At 40.2% G+C, this 20,150-nt stretch carries 21 protein-coding genes, 1 other RNA gene and 1 pseudogene; 3 read left to right on the top strand and 20 right to left on the bottom strand.

What is annotated here, in order from left to right:
• Window positions 1–117: 117 nt before the first annotated feature.
• The 3 genes from V1225_RS05335 to V1225_RS05325 all read right to left on the bottom strand — a co-directional run bounded on the left by V1225_RS05335 (window position 118) and on the right by V1225_RS05325 (window position 2,800).
• On the bottom strand, window positions 118–1,455 hold the full coding sequence (locus V1225_RS05335) for an IS4 family transposase (RefSeq protein WP_338546076.1): 1,338 nt from the start codon (window positions 1,453–1,455) through the stop codon (window positions 118–120).
• Window positions 1,456–1,667: 212 nt separating this feature from the next.
• Window positions 1,668–1,886, bottom strand: a complete 219-nt coding sequence (locus V1225_RS05330; protein ID WP_160203232.1) for a cold-shock protein — start codon at window positions 1,884–1,886, stop codon at window positions 1,668–1,670.
• Window positions 1,887–2,092: 206 nt separating this feature from the next.
• Window positions 2,093–2,800, bottom strand: coding sequence for a sulfite exporter TauE/SafE family protein (locus tag V1225_RS05325; RefSeq protein WP_338547733.1), 708 nt, complete (start codon window positions 2,798–2,800; stop codon window positions 2,093–2,095).
• A 191-nt stretch (window positions 2,801–2,991) separates the two neighbouring features.
• Between V1225_RS05325 and V1225_RS05320 the strand changes: the two genes are divergently transcribed.
• The 3 genes from V1225_RS05320 (at window position 2,992) to V1225_RS05310 (ending at window position 7,214) form a co-directional block, all read left to right on the top strand.
• Window positions 2,992–4,521 (top strand): Na+/H+ antiporter NhaC family protein, encoded by a 1,530-nt coding sequence (locus V1225_RS05320; RefSeq protein WP_251616315.1) that lies wholly within the window; start codon window positions 2,992–2,994, stop codon window positions 4,519–4,521.
• 115 nt (window positions 4,522–4,636) lie between these two features.
• Window positions 4,637–6,031: a sigma 54-interacting transcriptional regulator gene (locus V1225_RS05315; RefSeq protein ID WP_338547732.1), complete on the top strand. Its 1,395-nt coding sequence runs from the start codon at window positions 4,637–4,639 to the stop codon at window positions 6,029–6,031.
• 241 nt (window positions 6,032–6,272) lie between these two features.
• Entirely contained in the window at window positions 6,273–7,214 is a 942-nt protein-coding gene (locus V1225_RS05310) for an arginine deiminase family protein (RefSeq protein WP_338547730.1), read from the top strand.
• 460 nt (window positions 7,215–7,674) lie between these two features.
• Here the strand turns inward: V1225_RS05310 and V1225_RS05305 are convergent, their stop codons facing one another.
• From V1225_RS05305 to V1225_RS05225, 17 genes and pseudogenes are all read right to left on the bottom strand, one after another.
• The gene (locus V1225_RS05305; RefSeq protein WP_338547729.1) at window positions 7,675–7,896 is read right to left on the bottom strand and encodes a hypothetical protein; all 222 of its coding nucleotides are present in this window, start codon (window positions 7,894–7,896) and stop codon (window positions 7,675–7,677) included.
• 20 nt (window positions 7,897–7,916) lie between these two features.
• Window positions 7,917–8,303: a DUF3592 domain-containing protein gene (locus V1225_RS05300; protein ID WP_338547728.1), complete on the bottom strand. Its 387-nt coding sequence runs from the start codon at window positions 8,301–8,303 to the stop codon at window positions 7,917–7,919.
• A gap of 11 nt (window positions 8,304–8,314) precedes the next feature.
• Complete coding sequence (locus tag V1225_RS05295; protein ID WP_161909526.1) at window positions 8,315–8,956, bottom strand: ABC-2 transporter permease; 642 nt, start codon at window positions 8,954–8,956, stop codon at window positions 8,315–8,317.
• Window positions 8,946–9,815: an ABC transporter ATP-binding protein gene (locus V1225_RS05290; protein WP_161909522.1), complete on the bottom strand. Its 870-nt coding sequence runs from the start codon at window positions 9,813–9,815 to the stop codon at window positions 8,946–8,948. Before V1225_RS05290 ends, V1225_RS05295 begins: the two co-directional genes overlap by 11 nt.
• Window positions 9,816–10,184 carry a GntR family transcriptional regulator gene (locus V1225_RS05285; RefSeq protein ID WP_330588373.1) on the bottom strand — a complete coding sequence of 123 codons (369 nt, stop codon included), beginning with the start codon at window positions 10,182–10,184 and terminating at the stop codon, window positions 9,816–9,818.
• A gap of 156 nt (window positions 10,185–10,340) precedes the next feature.
• Window positions 10,341–10,499, bottom strand: a pseudogene (locus tag V1225_RS05280) (TnpV protein); the annotation flags it as partial.
• A gap of 339 nt (window positions 10,500–10,838) precedes the next feature.
• Complete coding sequence (locus V1225_RS05275; protein WP_160203281.1) at window positions 10,839–11,093, bottom strand: hypothetical protein; 255 nt, start codon at window positions 11,091–11,093, stop codon at window positions 10,839–10,841.
• 28 nt (window positions 11,094–11,121) lie between these two features.
• Entirely contained in the window at window positions 11,122–12,114 is a 993-nt protein-coding gene (locus V1225_RS05270) for a virulence RhuM family protein (protein WP_160203280.1), read from the bottom strand.
• 771 nt (window positions 12,115–12,885) lie between these two features.
• Window positions 12,886–13,245, bottom strand: a transfer-messenger RNA (tmRNA) gene (gene ssrA, locus V1225_RS05265).
• A gap of 123 nt (window positions 13,246–13,368) precedes the next feature.
• Entirely contained in the window at window positions 13,369–14,577 is a 1,209-nt protein-coding gene (locus V1225_RS05260) for a tyrosine-type recombinase/integrase (protein WP_161909555.1), read from the bottom strand.
• Window positions 14,578–14,622: 45 nt separating this feature from the next.
• Window positions 14,623–15,042, bottom strand: coding sequence for a gamma-glutamylcyclotransferase family protein (locus V1225_RS05255; RefSeq protein WP_161909554.1), 420 nt, complete (start codon window positions 15,040–15,042; stop codon window positions 14,623–14,625).
• Window positions 15,043–15,325: 283 nt separating this feature from the next.
• Window positions 15,326–15,625 (bottom strand): HU family DNA-binding protein, encoded by a 300-nt coding sequence (locus V1225_RS05250; protein ID WP_330588376.1) that lies wholly within the window; start codon window positions 15,623–15,625, stop codon window positions 15,326–15,328.
• Between the two features lie 453 nt (window positions 15,626–16,078).
• Entirely contained in the window at window positions 16,079–16,339 is a 261-nt protein-coding gene (locus V1225_RS05245; RefSeq protein WP_161909552.1) for a helix-turn-helix transcriptional regulator, read from the bottom strand.
• A 163-nt stretch (window positions 16,340–16,502) separates the two neighbouring features.
• Window positions 16,503–17,084, bottom strand: a complete 582-nt coding sequence (locus tag V1225_RS05240; RefSeq protein WP_338547727.1) for a recombinase family protein — start codon at window positions 17,082–17,084, stop codon at window positions 16,503–16,505.
• Window positions 17,085–17,357: 273 nt separating this feature from the next.
• Window positions 17,358–18,032, bottom strand: coding sequence for a hypothetical protein (locus V1225_RS05235; RefSeq protein WP_338547726.1), 675 nt, complete (start codon window positions 18,030–18,032; stop codon window positions 17,358–17,360).
• An 11-nt stretch (window positions 18,033–18,043) separates the two neighbouring features.
• Window positions 18,044–19,336, bottom strand: coding sequence for an AAA family ATPase (locus tag V1225_RS05230; protein WP_338547725.1), 1,293 nt, complete (start codon window positions 19,334–19,336; stop codon window positions 18,044–18,046).
• A 232-nt stretch (window positions 19,337–19,568) separates the two neighbouring features.
• Complete coding sequence (locus V1225_RS05225; RefSeq protein ID WP_338547724.1) at window positions 19,569–20,150, bottom strand: hypothetical protein; 582 nt, start codon at window positions 20,148–20,150, stop codon at window positions 19,569–19,571.

Genomic DNA, 20,150 nt, shown 5'->3' with positions numbered 1-20,150 from the left:
TAACTTCTCTTTTTTTCCTTTGATTCAAGCTGATAAATTGTTTTTTTGTAGATTTAAAAACGCAACAAATAGACAAGAGCGTTCCCTTGTCAAAAAAATAATGTATATTTCAAAAATCTATGCTATTCTATACATGAAACTTATTGCCTGTTTGGCTTTCATTTCACGAGGCCTTGAACGTCCAGGCCGAATGGGCGTTATATATCTTGCAATAAGTGATTCAATATTAGGTGGGATATTTATACTAAGCAGGAATTCACGGCATATATGTACTGCGACAGAAAAATTGACTTTATATTCATACTTTCTGTCTTTCTTTTCAATGACTACGTGCGAGGTAATCAATTCTGAAAAGTTATACATGATTAACCGTGCAAAGATTTCTTGAAGTATGTATTCCACCTTTTTTGAATGAAAATGAAGCAGTCCTACTGTATATTTCAAATCTCTAAATGAAGTTTCAATTCCCCACCGCATGCCATACAGTTGTTTCAGAGTATCCGCAGGGAATTCATCAGTATCCAGATTAGTTACTACAACTTCGTAATAATCCTCTGATATTGGAAAGCGTACAATGCGAAATGGCAAATTATAAAGTACTGCAGGATCAGATTTTCTGCTCTTAACAGGCAGATAGTCAAATGGTTTATTATGCGCGATTCTCCGATAGTGATTTCTCTGCTCAAAAAGCTTTTTCATTTCATTAGTCTGTTTCCGAGTTAATTTTAAATCGATATACTCATCGAATTCCTCAGTATCCGGCAGCTCCAAGCCATGCAGAATACCGGATGAATATTGATTAAAATCTTTCACCCGTATTAGATAAAACCATCCTTTTTCTTGGATATGAGCCATGTTGTTATATGCCTCATATCCTCTGTCTGCAATCACAATTACATTTCCCTGCAGAGCGGATCTGTCCACCATTTCAGTCAACGCTTTGTTTTCACCGGCTTCTTTGCGTTTGAAAACGACTGCATCCTCATAAGTGTGAGATTTCAGATTATATAAAGCATTCAAATGCAGCAGATTATAAGGTTTTACACCTTCTGCTATTTGAAAAAGTGAGTCTTTATCGTTTAGATTAGTTGCGATTTGAATATCTGAACCATCAACAGCCAAGAGTTTATATCCTTTATAATTATCATTACTATAAGTTGCTGCTGTAAAATCGTGGAAAAGCGACGCAAATGCTTTAGGAAGTATTTTCTTACGCTGCTGGACAAAAGCAGATGATGTTGCTGTATTTAAGCCATAGCCAAACTGCCGTAAAAGTTCATTTGATAAAGATGCTCCCTCCATTGTCAATAACGAAAGAATCATTTTCTCATATGGTATTTTTCTGTTTCTGGAAAAATCTGTTTTGGGGTTAGAAACAAGGCCTGTTAAATCCTGTTTCTGCTTATTAATAATGTCCATAATCAAATTTTTTAGTTCCAGTGAAGTCCTATTCATGCGGTATCCTCCTTGTAAAAAGATGTTATCTAATTACAAGGGCCGCTTTAGCTGCCTCTAAAATATTCAGCAGCTAAAGCGGCCGCATTTTTTTGTTCATATGTCAATACTTATTCTCAAAAAAATCCCACACCACATTTTCTGTGATGTGAGATTTTCTTAACTTAATGCCATTGAGATATTTCCGCTCCGGTTTATTATATTCTAATTTATTATGCTTCTTTTACTCTTACGTTCACTGCCCTCACTCTCTGGCTGTCTCTCGGATCAGGCTCTACATCGTAGCTAACCTTCTGTCCTTCTACCAGATTTCTGTAACCCTCTCCTTCAATTGATGAGAAATGCACAAACACATCTGCCCCGCCATTGTCGTCCTGGATAAAGCCAAAACCCTTGTCTGCATTAAACCATTTTACTGTACCGTCATACATATTCAGTACCTCCCTTTCTGTCTTTTGTACTCCATCGAATTCTTCCTTCTTAAAGGAAAGGCCCACATCTTGTGAATCATCAAAAATTAACTCACAAAATGGGGCCAGTGCAAATTCTCTATTGATTACACCATCATCATAGCACAAAATGCAGTGAAAAGAAAGCTTTTTGTTAGAGTATTAGCAAAATTGCGGAGAATTTTTTTCTATACCAGAAGGCTAACACCGGAGATTAGCAGCAGCACATAGGTCAGCCGCAAGAAAACCTGCTGACTCATCTTCTTAGCTAAGCGATTGCCAATATAAACGCCGATTAAAAGCGCCGGAATGCTCCAGGCAGTAGTCGTCAGTGTGAAAGCTGTCATCAAACCAGCGCCGGTCTGCTTGATAATCAAATAGATATCCAGCGCTACCCAAATCATCGATAAGGTCGTTCGGAAATTCTGCTTGTCAGGCAGCTTTTTCACTGCATAAATAATCAAAAGCGGTCCTCCGGATACGAACATACCGTGAATAACTCCCGCCAAAAGCAGAATCACATTCAGCGCAGGCTCCGGCAAATTGTACTCTTTCTTCTGAAAAAGACCGGACAGCGCAATGAGAATGACAAAAGCAGCAAAGATTTGCAGCAGCACTTCTGTCTGCAAATACTGATAAATCAATTCCCCTGCGAAAAGCCCTATAAACATCAGAATCAGAATCTTAAAAAACTCTTTCCAGACGATGTCTTTATAACCCCGCACTGCGATCAGCAGTCCTGCCAAAAGAGCAAGAATCGTCAGAGACGGTTTTGCCACATCTATTCCATACAGCAAAATTACAAAAGGCATCGCCAGCACCGTTCCAGCAAAACCAGTAATGCCTTGAATCAAATTCGTCGAAAAAATAACCAGTAAAAATAGCGTCAGTTCCATATCATTATTGTCTCCCTTCCGGAATCTATTTTACAATTCTTCTTTGTAAATTAAAAGCAAATTTTGTGCCAACCTTTTGTCGGCAACCTCCCCCTCCGTCCTGCCTTTAAACTTGGCACATTCGTTGCATAATAAGTATGGCAGTTGATCAACTCGTTATTTCTGTATTGAAAGTAGAAAGGAGAGCTACCATGGATTCACTAGGTATTTTATCTTTGATTCCACCATTGCTGGCCATCGGGCTTGCAATCTATACAAAAGACGTTATCATTTCTTTAGTTATCGCTGTTATCGTAGCTGCCATTATGGCGTGCGGCGGGAATCCTTATGAGGCTGGTATCACCCTCTTACAGGACTGGGTATTCCCAAATGTTGCAGATTCCACCAATGCACAGTCCATGGTCATGTTAGTCGTAGTAGGCGGATTTACCGAACTGATTACACAGTCCGGCAGCGGACTTGCATTTACCAATGTCGTAACCAGAGGTTTAAATAGCCGTTCAAAATGCGAAACTGCTATGTGGCTCAGCGGCTTATTTATCTGGTTTACAGACCTTGGAAACTCCCTCATTATCGGACCGATTTTCGAAAAGGTCGGAGATAAAGTCAAGGTTTCCAGAGAAAAATTCGCATACATTTTGGACTGCACCACTTCTCCAATCTGCGCACTGGTGCCAATCGTAGGTTTCGGTATCTACATCATGGGACTGATTGACGTAGAAATAGAAGCTGCAGGTATTTCAGGCAGTGGCTGGGATCTGTTCCTCTCATCCGCTCCGTTTAACTTCTACACAGTATTGACACTGATCATGTGCGGATTTATGGCAATCACACAGCTGGACTTTGGTCCTATGCTGAAAGCACAGAACAGAGCAAAGTTTGAAGGCAAAATTCTCAAAGAAGGCTCCACGCCGATGAGAAAAACACAGCAAATTGTGCTGCCGGAAGGTGTAACCCCTAAGATGAGCACAATGCTGGCGCCAATTGCAGTGCTTCTGATCGTCATCTTCGTTGAAATGTTCCGCCACGGATTCCCATTTGAGCCAATTGACGGAACTGTTACACGTACAGCAATCATGTGGGGCTTCCTGCTGGCTACAGTACTGCTCGTTATCCTTTGCATCAGAACAAAGGTAATGAACTTTAAAGAATGCATGGGAACCATGCAAAAAGGCTGGGAAGGCATGATGTACATGCTGGTGGTTCTGACGCTTGCATGGGCTCTTGGAAGCGGCTGCAAAGCCATCGGTACAGCTGCTTATCTGGTGCAGGTTACCAGCGGATTCTTAAATCCGGCTCTGCTTCCAGTTCTTCTATTTATCATCGGTGCAGTCATGTCTCTGGCTACCGGTACTTCCTGGGGAACTATGGCAATTCTCATGCCGATTGCCTTCCCAATGGCACTGGCAATGGGCGTTCCGCTCCCGCTTACAATCGGCGCCGTTGTCAGCGGCGGTCTCTTTGGTGACCACATTTCACCAATTTCCGATACCACCATTATGGCGTCCATGGGAGCAGCCTGCGACCATATCGATCACTTCGAAACACAGACACCGTATGGGTTCGTATGTGCAATTGTTTCTGCGATCGGCTTCTTGATCAGCGGTTTTATGAACAGCTGGAGCGTACTTCTGATCTCTGCAGTTATTCTGTTTGTGCTGATTTTCGTACTTCACAGAGTCGATACGAAACGATTTGGCACACCGGAAAAAAACGCATAATTCAATATATGATTTCGAAAAGCCGCAGTGATTTGTATACTGCGGCTTTTTGTTGACAATTGCAGATTCAATCGGTTACTATTTTAAGTAAGAAACATTGAAAGGGAGATTCATCATGTTAAGACGCTATGCAGAGCAAATTCTCAATGTATTCAACTATATAGACGCCATTATCGTCACAAACAGCAGTGGAATCATCGAATACTATGTCAATCGCAGACCTCATCTGAACCGGCTGCGTGAGGAAGATATCAGAGGTATGCACATTCTAGAGCTTTATCCCGATTTGACAGAGGAAACCAGCAGCATCTGCCGGGTTCTGCGCAGTGGACAGCCGATTTACAACGAATATCAATCCATGCGAGCCATCAAGACCGGTCAGGTTTTTAACGGTATTAATACCACCATTCCCATCAAACACAACGATGAGGTCATCGGCGTTGCCGAGGTGACCCGCTGGGCTGACGACGACCTGCAGCGCAAAGACATCCCGCTTTCCCTGAAGCACACCCAGGAAAAAGAAGAGAAATCCATACGGCTGTATACTGTCGATGATATCATCACCTGTGCGCCGCAGATGAAAGAGATCAAAGAGCGAATTAAACGCATTGCAGAAACCGATTCTACCGTCTTAATCTACGGGCAGACTGGTACGGGAAAAGAACTGATCGCCCAGTCCATTCATACTGCCGGAAAACGAAGTTCCAAACGCTTTGTTTCGCAAAACTGCGCCGCTATTCCGGAAACCCTTTTGGAAAGTATTCTGTTCGGCACTACGAAAGGCAGCTATACCGGTGCAGAAAACCGTCCCGGGCTCTTTGAGGTCGCCAACAGCGGCACGCTATTTCTGGACGAAATCAATTCTATGGAACTGGGAATGCAGGCAAAGCTTTTGAAAGTCATTGAAGAAAAGAAAGTGACCAGAATCGGCAGCACACAGCCGATTCCTATTGACGTCAAAGTCATCTCCGCCGTCAATGAGCAGCCAGAGAACTGTGTCAGCGCCAAGAAACTGCGGGAAGACCTTTTTTACAGACTCAGCGTGGTGCGTCTTGATATCCCGCCGCTTTCTGCCCGTCCCGGCGATGTAAAGCTGCTGACACGCTATTTCCTTGATTATTTCAATGCCAGAATGGACAGAGACGTTATGGACGTTTCCGAAGAAGTCGAACAGCTTTTCCAAAACTATACGTGGCCAGGCAATGTGCGGGAAATGAAAAATATCATCGAGGGCGCTTATAATCTGATTTCTTCCCGCATTATTCAGATGCAGGATTTACCGGGATATCTGACGCGCAGCGATACCAAGACGCCTTTGCAAGCCTTTTACGGCGCAAAACTTCCTGAGGGGAAATCCCTTGCTGAGATGACCGCCGCCTTTGAAAAAGAAATCATTACGCATACCCTTGCGGGGGCAAAATCCCTTTCAGAAGCTGCCAGAACCCTCCGTATCACCAAACAGGGACTCAGCTACAAGATGCTAAAATACGATATTCAATTTAAAGAGTAACAAAACAAACGTCAAAAAATTTTGACTCAATCGTCAGGATTTTTTGACGTTTTTGCAATGAAAATTCCTATAATTATAGAATTTTTTGACGATATATTCACTGCCAAAAAAAATTTTTTCTTTTTTTTGCATTTATCACCAAACCTCAGATACCTTCAGCAAACAAACTGCATTGTGCCTATATTGGCATGAATATTGCTTTTATTATAAAGCAGTGAAGACAAATAAAAGGAGGAAAACTATGAGCAAATTTATAGATATTGATGCGATTCCCGGCGAACGCTGGTTTCCAAAAGAAACAGGATTTGAAGAAGACCTGCCGCTGTACTGGGGAGACTTTGGTGTAGCATCTGAAGTAGATACCCTGCGCGCAGTTTTGATGCGTCGTCCGGGTAAAGAAATAGAAAACTTTAATGCTGCTGAGGTTCGCTTTTCTGATGAACCCATCGATGTAGAATTAATGCGTGCACAGCATGACGCACTCGCAGATATCTACCGCGACCACGGCGTAAAAGTCTACTATGTAGAAGAACAACGCGAAGATCGTCCTAATGCAATTTTCTGCCGCGACCTGGTTTTTATGACGCCGGAGGGTGCAATTTTAACAAGACCGGGTATGGCAGCCCGCCGCGGTGAAGAGCGTTACATCGCAAAAGCATTATCCGACATCGGCGTACCTATTATCAAGACTGTCAGCGGCGACGGTATGTTTGAAGGCGCGAATGCCATGTGGGTTGACCGCCACAATTGTGTCGTTTCTACTGGAAGCCGCTGTAACCAAAGCGGCTATGAGCAGGTGAAGCATGAGCTGGAACGCATGGGCGTTACTGTTTGGCATATGCAGCAGCCTTACAGCAATATTCACATTGATGGTCTGATGAATCCTGCCAGCAACGATGTGATCATGCTCCACGCATCACAAGTGCCTTATGATATTGTAGACATGCTGAAAAAGAAAGGTTACAAGATTCTGGAGGTTCCATCAAGAACGGAGGTCCGCGAAAACTTCTGCTGCAATTTCGTAGCCCTGGAGCCGGGTCTTATCGTTATGCCGGAGGGCAGCCCTCGCGCACAGGAACTGCTTGAAGCCAACGGCATCAAAGTTATCACAGTAAACGTTTCCGAAATCATTAAAGGACGCGGCGCTCTCCACTGCATCACCGCATTCTTAAAGAGAGGATAACCGTCGCTAAAAAGCAAGCCCCATGCCAGCGTTTCCCCCAAAGCGCCAGGCAAAGCGCTTGCTTTTTCTTTATTTTAATGGTTTTCATCTGAAAACTGGTCTATCAACATAATATTTTTAACCTAAAACGGACATCTTTGAAAAAAGTGTATAAGAAGATGAGCGATTCTTAACCGAGGATTGAAAAATACTAAAAAAATGTATAAACGCAATCGAAAAAATATACTAAACGGTCACCCTTACAGCCATTTATCGTTGCTGCTTTGCTGATATATTGCATTTTACGTAAGATTTTTACAGGTTTATTTACATTCTTGCATAAGACGCAAGATATGTAAAATCTTAAGATCAGCTTTTTATACACTTTTTTTCAAAAATCGCAATATAGGTTAAGGTTTTCTTCTTTTCCAAATTTTCCGCGCATTTACTATGAGGTGACGACTGATGATATATTCGTCTTCTAACTGTTACGCTGCATACACTTTACCGAAATTGCTTCATTCTTTTGATACCACTGTGCCTGCGCATGGTACATTTCTGCATAATATCCGTCTTTTTCCATCAGGCTGTCGTGGGTTCCATCTTCCACCAGCTTTCCTTCACAAAAAACCAGAATCCGATCCACCATATGAGTAATTCCAAGGCGATGGGAAATTAGCAAGGTCGTCTTTCCTGCAGTCATCTTTGCAAAATTCCCTTTCTCTAATGGATTTGCATAAATACAGCTATCAATACGCTGCCTATGCCAATTAAAAATCCCTTGATGATTCGTTTCGCTGAATAACTGTATATTCTCTCTGGTTTGTTCCGGTCATAACGAACGGTAATCGGTGTTCCTATCTTGGATGTCAAAGGAACTTGTATGCGATTTTTAGATACAATGTTTCTGTCATTAACCCGATACGAAATCTCTGCCAATTTTGCATTACGCCAGTTTTCATTTGTCGGATTTGTTGATTTTATGGAAACAATCGTTCCATTCGTTTTCATTGTCTTTCCATGTTTTATTGCAGAAAGAATACAGTTGAATAAGGCAAAGGAAAACGATACGCCCGCTATTATATACAGGACTATTACATCTCGTTCCATATGAAAACCTCCTATGTCAAATCACTGTTTTCAAAAAACCGAATTGACAGAATGGCTGATATTGAAAAGGTGACAAGACTGATGATAACGCTTAAAATTGCTATTGTTGTTGTAGAGATAGTGTCTAAAAAGCTAAATCTTACCGCATTTTCTGGTTTAAACAGAAAGGCAAATAAAACAGGGGATGCCATAATAATTATGACAAATACAAATTTTGTCTTTTCGTATCCCAACTTGTACAGGGCAGGAAAATAGAACGATAATGGTATCGTGATTACTAAAAAAGCAATAGCCGCCATTCTTATATCAAATGTTCCTAATTTCGAGAAAATGATTGTGTCAATCCCAAAAACCAAACAGCAGACCGCATAAATAATCAAACAAAAACAGTATTTTGAAAGCACAATCATTTTACGGAGATAGGGCAATGCACAAAGCAGGGTAGTTGCTTTTGGATACTGGTATTCCTTTAAAGAAACATACTGAGTCAACATGAAAACGCTAAAAATAACAGTAAGTGTAAATCCCATTGCCCCCGCCGCTTCTGGCATCCGCCAAAGCATAACGGGCGGAATCAGAAATGACACGATAAGCATGATGCCTACATATTTCTTCACAATCAGAAATTCTTTTTTCACTAAGCTAATGAACATCCTTTTTTCTCCTTTCCACATTGGCAACCATGATGTCCTCGATTGTCGGTCTTTCTGTAAGAACATCCTGCATATGCTCCATAACATCAGAACCCTGTTTTGTGATTCCCGTAAAGCCAAACGCACTTTCCTCAATGTTCAAAAAATACCTTCTTGTATCCGTATTCAGTTTTTCAGTGCTGCCCTTTATGATTCGGTAACTGTCAAGCAACTGGTCTTTTTCCTCTTGAAAAACAATCTCACCGCCATCAATCATAATCAGCATATCTGCAATCTTTTCCAAATCGGAAGTAATATGTGTAGAGAAAAATACGCCCTTTCCACCTTTGCCCATATAGTCCTTTAATATATTTAAAAGCTGGCCTCGGACTAATGGGTCAAGACCGCTTGTTGGCTCGTCCATGATAAGCAGTTCCGCTTTATGGGAGAGTGCCAGAGCTAAAGCGTATTTCATCCGCATTCCTTTTGACAGGGTATGGATTTTCTGTTTCGGATTCAATGAAAACTGTTCCATGTAATCTATAAAGTCCTGTTCGCACCAATTCCTGTAAGCAGGGGCAATTACATTTTTCATTTCTGAGAGCGTTAATTCATCATAAAAGCATCCCTCATCAAGCACAATGCCAATGCGGTCTTTTATTTTACTTTCATTCCCATCCATATCCATGCCAAAAAAGTTTATATTTCCAGACACTTTGTTTGTAAGCCCTAAGATACTTCGGAGAGTTGTCGTTTTTCCTGCTCCATTGATTCCGACAAATCCCGTGATGCAGCCCTCTGGCAAATAAAAGGAGATGTCTTTCAAGGCAAAATTACCATACCTTTTACTTAATCCAGATACTTCTAAAATGTTATCCATTTAGTTTTCCTCCTCGTATAAAATGTCCATCATGGCATTTAATTCATCTTTACTAATGCCCAAAGATTTCGCTGTCTGAATCATATCAAGCATTTTTTTCTCCACAAGCCGCCGCTTGGAATCCCGCAATAATTCAATATTGCTTGTAGAAACAAAAGTGCCGATACCGACTTGGCTTGTTACAAATCCCTCTTGTTCCAATTCATCATAGACTCTCCGTATTGTTAAGACGCTGACCTTTAAATCATTTGCAAAGGCACGAATAGAGGGAAGTGCGTCGCCCTCTACTAATTCTTCTTTTAAAATAGCGTCTTTTATCTGGTCTTTGATTTGTTGGTAAAGAGGAACTTCTGATGTGTTAGATATCACAATCTTCAAATATCCTGCCTCCTTCAGTGTGATGTTTATACATACACATTATATACAAATAGCACTTTCAAGTCAATACCCTTTCACTTTTTCTAAGAGATACCTATATATCTCTCGAAAAAAGACAGAGCTTTTACACTCTGTCTTTTTATCTGCTTATACAAAGATAATTTCCCCATTCACAATCTCCTTCGCACAAGCTCTTATGTTGTTGGGTCGCTCTGTCCATTCTAAGGCATTTTCTTCCTTTAAGCATTCCCTTCCTTGTGCCTGTTTCATGCTTCCTATGAGCCTTTCAAATCGTCCCTGTGCCTGCCATCGGAATAGTCGAGGACACGCCAAAACTGGAAAGCTCTACAAGAATCATAACTGTACCATCTTTTATTATGGACATGCTTGCCGAACTGCAGGAACTACAAAAAAGAAGCATGCGTATCATACAGGGAGATTAGAAAGATAATAGCTATGTCTTTACAACTGCTGAGGGCACCCCACAATATCCCAAGAACACTTATGGCTGGTTTAAGGCACCCATATGTCAAGCCCACGACAAAAATAATTAAAAACAGCAATTGCAAACATATTTCTTTATGCTTACAATTGCTGTTCATACCCTCATGGAAATAGGTGACAAATAAAGCTAATACAAAATCTTCACGACTGAATTATACTGATGATCTTTTGAAGTTCCTCGTAAATTATCTCTTCTGCAATGAAGCCTTCTGTTTGGCTGGTTTCTTTGTTTCTTCTCATTGCAATAAGAAAGGCAACAACATCCTTCTTGGTTTCTTTTGAAAGAATCAAAAATTCATGAGTTGTTACAAATACATTCATACGCGAATAGGCGTACTCTACATCAATAAATTCACTGAGAGTTGGCTGATAAATAATTCCTGCTCTGCAACCCACCTTTCTGCTTGCGTCAGATTAGGCAAAATTATTTTTTATCTTCCAACCCTTGTAATTCTTCTATACTTTCAAGAAAATGACATTCCACCGGAGAAAGGATATCCTCCTGCTTTTTCCGATATTTCTCGTATTCTCCATGCGCCTTTTCAAGAGCCTGTTTATGTGTAACTCTTCCTTTTGTAGTTAAAATATCCCTTCTTGTCATTTTCAGATAGTCGTCAATTGTTTCCAGCCAGTCTTTCATATACATTGGTTCTTGATTCAAGGCATGGACTTCCGCAATATCTAAATACGCCATAACGATTTTATTTAACGCATCTATTTCTTTTTCGTTTAAATAATTCTTTGCAACCTCTACATCAGAACGTTTAATCTCCTTTCCAGCCCATGCTGTTAATCCCATATTGTCTTTGTCCGCATCTGCCCGTTGATAAATTACTTCTGCTGCTGTTTGCTTATGAGCTGCCCAGTGCATTTTATTTTGTACTTGTTTAAAAAATATAATTGAATTCTCTGCTTTCGGATTGTAATCAATGCTGGTTGCATATATTTCCAATACTTTTCTCCAAAATACTTTTTCGGAAGAGCGAATATCACGGATGCGAGCTAACAATTCATCAAAATAGTTTCCGCCTCCGAGATTCTTAAGTCGATTATCATCTAATGCGAATCCTTTTTTCATATATTCCTTCAAAATAGAAGTAGCCCATATTCTAAACTGTGTTCCTCTCAGGGATTTTACCCGATAACCAACGGAAATAATAACATCTAAATTATAGAAATCTACCTGATAGGTCTTACCGTCAGAAGCAGTGTAGGCAAATTTTGCCCAAACTGCTTCTTTTGCCAATTCTCCTTCTTTAAAAATATTTCTTACATGTTTTCCAATTACACTTTTATCTCGTTGAAATAATTCGGCCATTTGATCTATGGAGAGCCAAACTGTGTCATGGTCAAATGTAACTTCTATTTTTGTGACTCCATCTTCTGTCGTGTACATGATGATATTTGATTGCGTCATTATATCCTCCGAATATTAGATATTTATAGATGCCTGAAGTTCAGGAATAAACAGCCGATAACTTAATCTTATTGAATATTCCCTAAAAATGAACATTATTCTTGTATAAAGAGAGAGGCAAGAGAAGCATACTCCCAAATACGATTCCTCACGTTATCATTTTTTGAATGACGATACTATTCTCGCTTAATACGTGCACATCCATTGATATTGAATTGAACGAACTTCCCAACTGCTTTGCAGCATGGGAAATGCTAGTCACAGGAAAGAGCTTAAGGTAATCATATGCGATCCAAACGTTCTTAGTCAGCAATCGTATATCTTTTAAATGATTATTTTATCTTTGACCATAATAGTTTCATACTGTATCAGCAACTGATCTGATCTTTTTGCAACTTTGCCTATAGCATCTACAAAGAACTTAATCCAACGAATCTATTTTCAGTATATCACTAATATCGAAATAAATGAAGTGCGATTTATAGAGTTTATTTCAAAAAATAAAGAAATAATACAATATAATTTCAAAAGCAAGTTTCATGACTTCGGCACACTCATGCAGCTATATTATCCTCTATTGGCGTACAAATCGTTGATGTGTCCAAATGATTGGGCATAGCAACACAAGAATCACGCAAGAAATATATGAGTATTATTTTAGAAGTTCTGATAAGGGTGTGTCAGATAAATTAGAGCAATTTTATGAAGACATAACAAAATGTAGTCAATAAAAAACCAACGCATAAAAACGTTGGTTTTGCAATGTTTTTGTGGTGGAGATGAGGAGAGTCGAACTCCTGTCCGAAAGCATTTCCACAGGACTTTCTCCGAGCGCAGCTGATGATTTAAAGTTCGCGCTTCTGACCGCCCGTCAGCAAGCTGACAGAAGCACTATTCCGTAAGTCCCTTACGATACCGGAAACTCTCGCAAGGTTTTCCTGTATAATCGATGCCAGATCTCCAGCCTACAGGTAAACCGGAGCTGACACGCGCGCTGCGTTAATTAAGCAGCAAATGCGAAATTGTTATTCTTTTTAGCGTTTATATTTAAACGGCCACTTTTAACGTAGACTTGGCGACTACGGCTCGCTGGTCCGGCTTCTACACCCCCGTCGAAACCTTTACACCCCCATAAATGTTTATATGGCTATTTTACAACACTTTCAGCAGATTTTCAATAAGAAAAAACTGGATTAATTTGAAGTTTTTGTTAAAAAAATGTCGCTAGTTCTCTACATTTGTCAAAAAAATTCTTCATCCATGGTCTCGCAAAAGAGCATTTTCAATGCATGAAGCCGTATGCAATTTTGAAAACTGTTCTCCTATATGTGCATACCGCATCGTCGATTGAATGTTTGCATGTCCCAGCCAAAGCTGAATATCCTTAAGTGATACCCTGCGCTCCGGATCTGCAAGTAAAACACTGGCGCAGCTATGACGGAGATCATGGAAACGTATAGGTGGAAACCCATGCCGCGTCAAATGCCGTCTAAACTCACCCGAAATATAACCCGGTGTGTAAGGCATTCCATTATCTTTTGTAAAAACATATCCACTGTCATAATACTTTTTTGCTTTCATTGCCTGCTGCTTCTGTTTAGTTTGCTGTCGCAACAACATTTCTTCTATCGGAGTCAGCAAAGGAAAAGTCCTATGACTCGCAAAGTTTTTTGTACGATCCTTCGCATCATATACGGTCTTATGCCCCTTCATCTGTACTGCGACAACCACATGACTAATTGTGAGTTGTCTATTCTTAAAATCGATAGCCTTCCACGTAAGTCCTGCGATTTCCGAACGTCTAAGCCCATAGTATAATGCTAGAAATACCGGAATTTCGATTCTGCTCCCAATTACACTATCCAGCAGCGCAATTGCAGTATCTGCTTCATAATACGCATTCACATTCGTCGGAACCTTCAATTTCGGTACACGTTGAACAGGATTCTGCCACGGAGGTACAATTTGTAATATCACTGCATACTTGAACATATCATTCAACATGTCCCTTTGATCCATCGCTGACTTGATAGATTGTTCTTCAGCAAGCAAGTATTCAATGTATTCCTGAATGTCCCCGCTACCAATCTGCCTGACCGTATAGCTATGCGCCAGAAAGTATGGTCTCATCCACTTACATACACGGTTATAGTATCCGGCATAGGTGGATGCTTCTACAGTAAATTTTTTATAATTCAACCACCTAACACAAAGTTCATGCATCTCCATATCATCAGTTACTTTAGAATTTTCAAAGTACGCAACATCAACTTTGCCGTTTTCATTTCTAAGCGGATCAAATTCTCGCCGATACTGCTCCAATAGTTTTTCGGCGTTCCGTTTATTCCCTTTGATTTTAAGACCTGTTGATTTCCACTTTGCTACAGGTTTTCCATTTGCATCAGTGTAGGTTAATACTATATACCAATACCCTTTCTTCTGTTGTAAATGTCCCGCAACCACTTTACCTCCTTTCTCACGCTCACATAAAGTATCGCATGGTACAAATCACGAGTCAAGGCAAAGCAGCTTGCCTATTTCCAATTTATGTTCAGTATATCCTTCCAAAATGCATTTCAAATACTGTTCTGACGGCATTTGAATCACTCTTCCATAGGGTTCTTTCAGAACATAGACCAGCATCTGCTGCTCTGTATCCTGCCATTTAACCCGCACCATTCGTTTTATATATAAATTTGGATATCCTTCATACCGATCCAGTGCCTTTATACATTCTTCCGTTAATTTCCAAATAACGACTGGAACCCGTTCATCAGAATTCGGTTGAATATTTGCAACTCCTTTATACGAAAAATACATCTCATAACCCTCAATTTCACCGACACCTAATTCTATTGCTGCCGGACATCGGAATGACATTTGTGCCACGTTCATATTACTTCCATATGCTGCATAAATCATTTTCATCTACACTCCTTCCTTTCCTGGCAGTCAAAGTAAGCTGCTGCCGCTGCTGCAAACACAACCATCACAGGCATCACAACAAAGGTAAAAAATATTCCAAAGTAATTCATAGTTCTTGACTCCTTTCCTTACTTCATACAAAAAACACTTGCAATTAGAAAGCAGCCTTATTATAATAAATTTGAAAAGACTGCTTTATTTGCATTTAGAATCATGTAAAATTAGTAGTTATTGGATTTTAAGGTTTACGCAACTTTGACCGGAAACGTAAACCTTTTTCATTTTTCTAATCTTTTTTTCGTAATGCCGTCTTTAAGTTTTTACCCGGTTTAAACGCTACAACTTTCATTTCAGGAATAATCATCTGCTGCCCAGACTTAGGGTTCACGGCCATACGCTCTGCTCTGGTTTTTACACCAAAACTTCCAAACCCCAACATCTGAATTTTTCCTCCGTTCTGTAATTCAGATGTAATTACATCCAGAAAACTCGAAATGACAGCATCCACATCTTTTTGTGTGTGAGACGTTCTCTGTGCAACTTCCATGACTAACTCTTTCTTATTCATTTTGTCACCTCTATTAATATAATAATAATTTGTGCTGGCAGCACATTGCAGGGGGCTTAACCCCCTGTATATCTACTGCCATTACGCAGTAATTTTCGTTTTGAAACCATATTTGCTCTTCCTGCACCCCTGGTTCGGGCAACAATACCACATTCACACCGCTATTTATTTCCTGTCTCGGACACTTTGGTCTGTGCCGGCTCTTATCTTGGCTATTTTCCCTGTGGTTGGGACGGTCTTCCTCAGCGGACCCGATAACATAGGCGACCAGGTCTTATCTCGTGTGCCTGGCTAATGTGTCGATCATCGCGATCAGATATCTCTATAAGACTGCTCCCCTCCTTAATGCCGCCATTTAGCTGGCAAGCAGTTCAACACTAACATGCAGAAGGCTCCTGGCAAATCTGTATCGCAAATCGCAGTAAAGTTGGAATATGTAGTTGTCAAAGTGCAGAAATATATAAAATCCCCTTAAAGAGACTTTATGCTATGAAAAACGCCATCACCGTCTATCTGGATAACCTCAAGCAAATCCATGCCTGGTGAAACTTTAAAAAAAGCCTCCAGCCGCCGATATACCTGCAAACTAGGCGTACGCTGCAGCAGCTCATATGTTTTTATGGCCTCTTTGGTCACACCTACCGCATCGCCTACTTGAGCCAGGGTGTATCCACGAGAAAGTCTCTCTGCTCGCAGTCTTGTTACCTTTATTTTTTCTTTTTTCTTTGTCATGTAACTACCTCACTCAGCTAAAATAAGCAGACTTTTTGTTTAAGGTGTGGTAAACTGAAAGTACATAAAGAGATTGTTGGAATTTCAACAATCAAAAATAAGCGCCAACTCGAAACATAAAGTCTACCTTTTGTTTCAAAAAACTTCTAAAAAATTTCAAACATTAATTAAGCCACCGCAAAAATGTAGGCTGCGACACCTGCAACATTGCAGCGGCTTCTCTGGATGTGATTTGTTTTGTCTCATATAAAGTCTTGCATTGTGCAAACTCCTCTGGGATCTGCAATTTTGGTCTGCCGAACTGCACGCCCCGCTGTTTTGCTGCAGCAATACCTTCAGCTTGTCTTTTTTTAATGTACTCCCGCTCCGTTTGCGCAACATACGACAATATCTGCAGCACCAGATCAGCAATGAAAGTCCCGGTCAAATCTTTCCCCTTTTGTCTCGTATCAAGAAGCGGCATATCAAGCACGACAACATCTACACGTTTCTCTTTTGTAATAAGTCTCCATTGATCCAATATCTCATCGTAGTTTCGTCCCAAACGGTCAATACTGCCGATTACCAGTATATCTTGCGGCTTCAGACGACGAATCAGTTTCTTGTATCCTGGCCTTTCAAAATCTTTTCCGGATTTACGGTCTACATAAATGTGCTTATCAGAAATGCCAAACTCCTGAAGCACTAATAACTGCCGTTCCAGATTTTGATCCTTACTGGATACTCTTGCATAGCCATAGTTCATAAAAAGAACCTCCTTAATATAATTTTTACCTAATTATATCAAAGAGGTTTTCCTTCGTCCCACGGTGGGACATACACTTATTTCGTTGAATTCATTTAAACCAAACTTTTTAACTTGGGATTCCAACATAAAATCCTGCTTGCGAAATTACCCCACAAAGAATTATAATCAAAATAGAAAGAACGCCATTATACAGTTCGCCCTAAGTAGTTTTAAAATTCAATTTAAAACCACTCTGAACAGCAACGCATGAGTGGTTTTATATGATTTCCTTCAGATTCTATGTATTTTCTTTTTTAACCAATAAATTAAAATCCCCACATATGGTGGCTTTTTACCGGTTTGAGTTGTATATCGATCCAACAATTTTTGAAAATAATCTTGAGGGACATCTTTATTTGGATACTTTTTACTAATATTACATTGTAATGCGTTCAATGCTTGCTTTCGGCAATCCCCCAGTCGTAAAGTTTCACAGTTTAAGTTCAACCGCTCATTTAAATCTTCATCGACATCGGGGTCTTTTGAAAAAATCCCGCCATCCGATCCATATTGAATGAGGTCTAAGGTATGACCATCAAATACATCAATTTTCTTCATTCGCTGTTGTTCTGATGGCAAGCTCCCTCTTTTTGCATCACAAGTCTTATCCTTGTTTAAATGGGCGTCCCTGTTGCCGCTGCATACAGCAACCATATTTTTATAATTTAGACGATTAACATCTGAAACAGCCTGCGGTAGACAATGCTCAATTGTAGCTCTCCGTTCTTTCTTCCCATTAAGTTCAATTCTTCTCATACAATATGCACATAAATGCCCCTGTTCTAACATCAAGCTGCTTAATACATCCCGCTTTACCTCTGAAGGCATATCTTTGTAGGATGAAAATTCTTGTTTCCGATATTCCAAGAGTGCACGGGGTTCTTTGCCTTTTTTTATCTGTATCATGTTACACCTTCTTAAAATTGTTCTAATTCAAGCTGTACACGCATCGATACAAGTTCTGGATCAGCGCCGATGCATTCTTCAAGTTCATCTAATATACGCTCCGCAACTTCATAATCTGCTCTATCTATTGCGGCATAGAAATCCGAAAATCTCCTCATAATCTTCTCAGGTCTCTCACTTACACCCATAATGGTTCGTAAAATACCATTAGCATCTTTCCCATAGGTCTCAACTGGCACACGAATCAGTTGATTATTTTCAATTACAGCCACATTTTCCATCGAAACAGAATTGATGACCTCTGGGGCATGTGTGCTTACAATAAATTGAACTCTAGGGAAAATCGTCCTCAAATCCCCCAAAATTCGTTGCTGCCACGCTGGATGTAAATGCAAATCAACCTCATCAATTAAAATAATACCATCTGTGTTTTGACACACATTTCCCAAGCACTGAGGATTTAAAACCGCCATACGATAAGCAATATCTGCCACAAGACTAATAGTTCCTTTATATCCATCACTCAGCTGGTTAATTGGAATCCGCATTCGTTTGCCAGATTCATCAATATAGGAAACATCCAATTCTTTTGTTCCCATGTTATACTGGATTTTTGCATTATCAAATCCTGTGATGAGATTGTAGCACTTTTCCATCGCTGCAAAGACTGCTTCCAATTCAGGAATTGGCCCCAAACCATTTTCTAGGTTCTGGTACTTCTGAACCGTCATCTTTGCAAACCAGTTCATCATCAACTTAACATTTGCAGTCCCATCAACACTATCAATATAACCATTATTTCTTGTATTCGCTTCAAGGATATCGCTTTGTTTTTTACGGTGAAAGTCCCATAAGCGTCCAGTCCCATAATAAGCGAGAATTGGAAGCATTAGTGTAGTATCACCTTCGCGAAGTCTTTTTTGATAGTCAGCAGCTATAGAAATCAATTCCTTCGCGTCCTTCGTTGTGGTTTGTCCTTGAGCACTATTCAATCCCCTCTCCCACAAAACATGCTTTCCATCAATCATAGCCGTTGCAGAAATCTTTACCGGGTATTGTGCCTGTACATCACTAAGGCTGCCAATATTATATGCTTTCAAGCGTGCCTGCGATTTATCAATACCTGTTCCCTTAACTCCCTCCATAGGAACAAACATAGTACTAATAGCAATCGCAACAGCTTCTAGCAGTGATGTTTTTCCTGCACCATTCGCACCTATAATAAGAGTCAATTCTTTATCAAATTTTATATCCAATGTCTCATAACACTTAAAGTTCTGTAGGCTTATTTTTTCAAGATACATAATGCTCTCCTCGTACCGTATAATAGATTTCTGAAACTCCCTAAAATCTGCTGTCTGCACTTTGTAAGACAGAATAAATTTTCTTTTTTATTTTTCCCATCTTTCATTATTTTACTCAACTCTTGCCTTTATGAAGTGAAAAATATTTCCCTTATAGCTTAACTTAAATTTTGAAGAAAGTAAATATAATTCAAGAAAAGACTGTAAATTTTAGCGAACCTATCTCTATGTCTTATTCCTCCAACTTTTTAAACAGCGGCACCCTTGTCTGATCACCATGCTGTCGAAAGTATTCTGTTTCCGCAGCAATCAACCCATCCAGATTAAGATAATTTAGCCATCTGATATAGTCACCTTTATCTTCGTCATACTCGAACACTGCAATCAGCTGCGCTTTCTCCAGCGTCCAGAGCAGATTCTTATCACTTTCTACCCGAATCAGCTCTGGATTATCAACGTGAATGTCATAATCCGCATCTGGTCCAGTCAAAGAATATGGTATCTTTCCAATCCGCTCATCATAAAGGATAATAAATTCATCCAACTCCTCGTCTTCTCCAAGCTCCCCTGCCATTTCTGCTTCCACCTCGGTCGAAGCAATCAGCGCCAGGCACAGTTCCTTTGCAGCGTCCACTCTCATATGCCAATCCGTTTCTGCGGACTGGCTTTCATAGTAGTCAGTGCCACAGAGAATTGCTACCAAATCCCTATAATCATCCGCTTCATACATATTATCATCCATTGCCTTCATCATTTGAAACCGCTTTTCCGGCTCTTTTACCTGAACTTGTCCGTTATGCACTACGCTAAACAT

It is taken from the genome of Emergencia sp. JLR.KK010, from assembly GCF_037018265.1.
In the GTDB taxonomy this organism is placed as follows: domain Bacteria; phylum Bacillota; class Clostridia; order Peptostreptococcales; family Anaerovoracaceae; genus Senimuribacter; species Senimuribacter intestinalis.
This window is presented reverse-complemented; position numbering and strand designations above follow the sequence as displayed.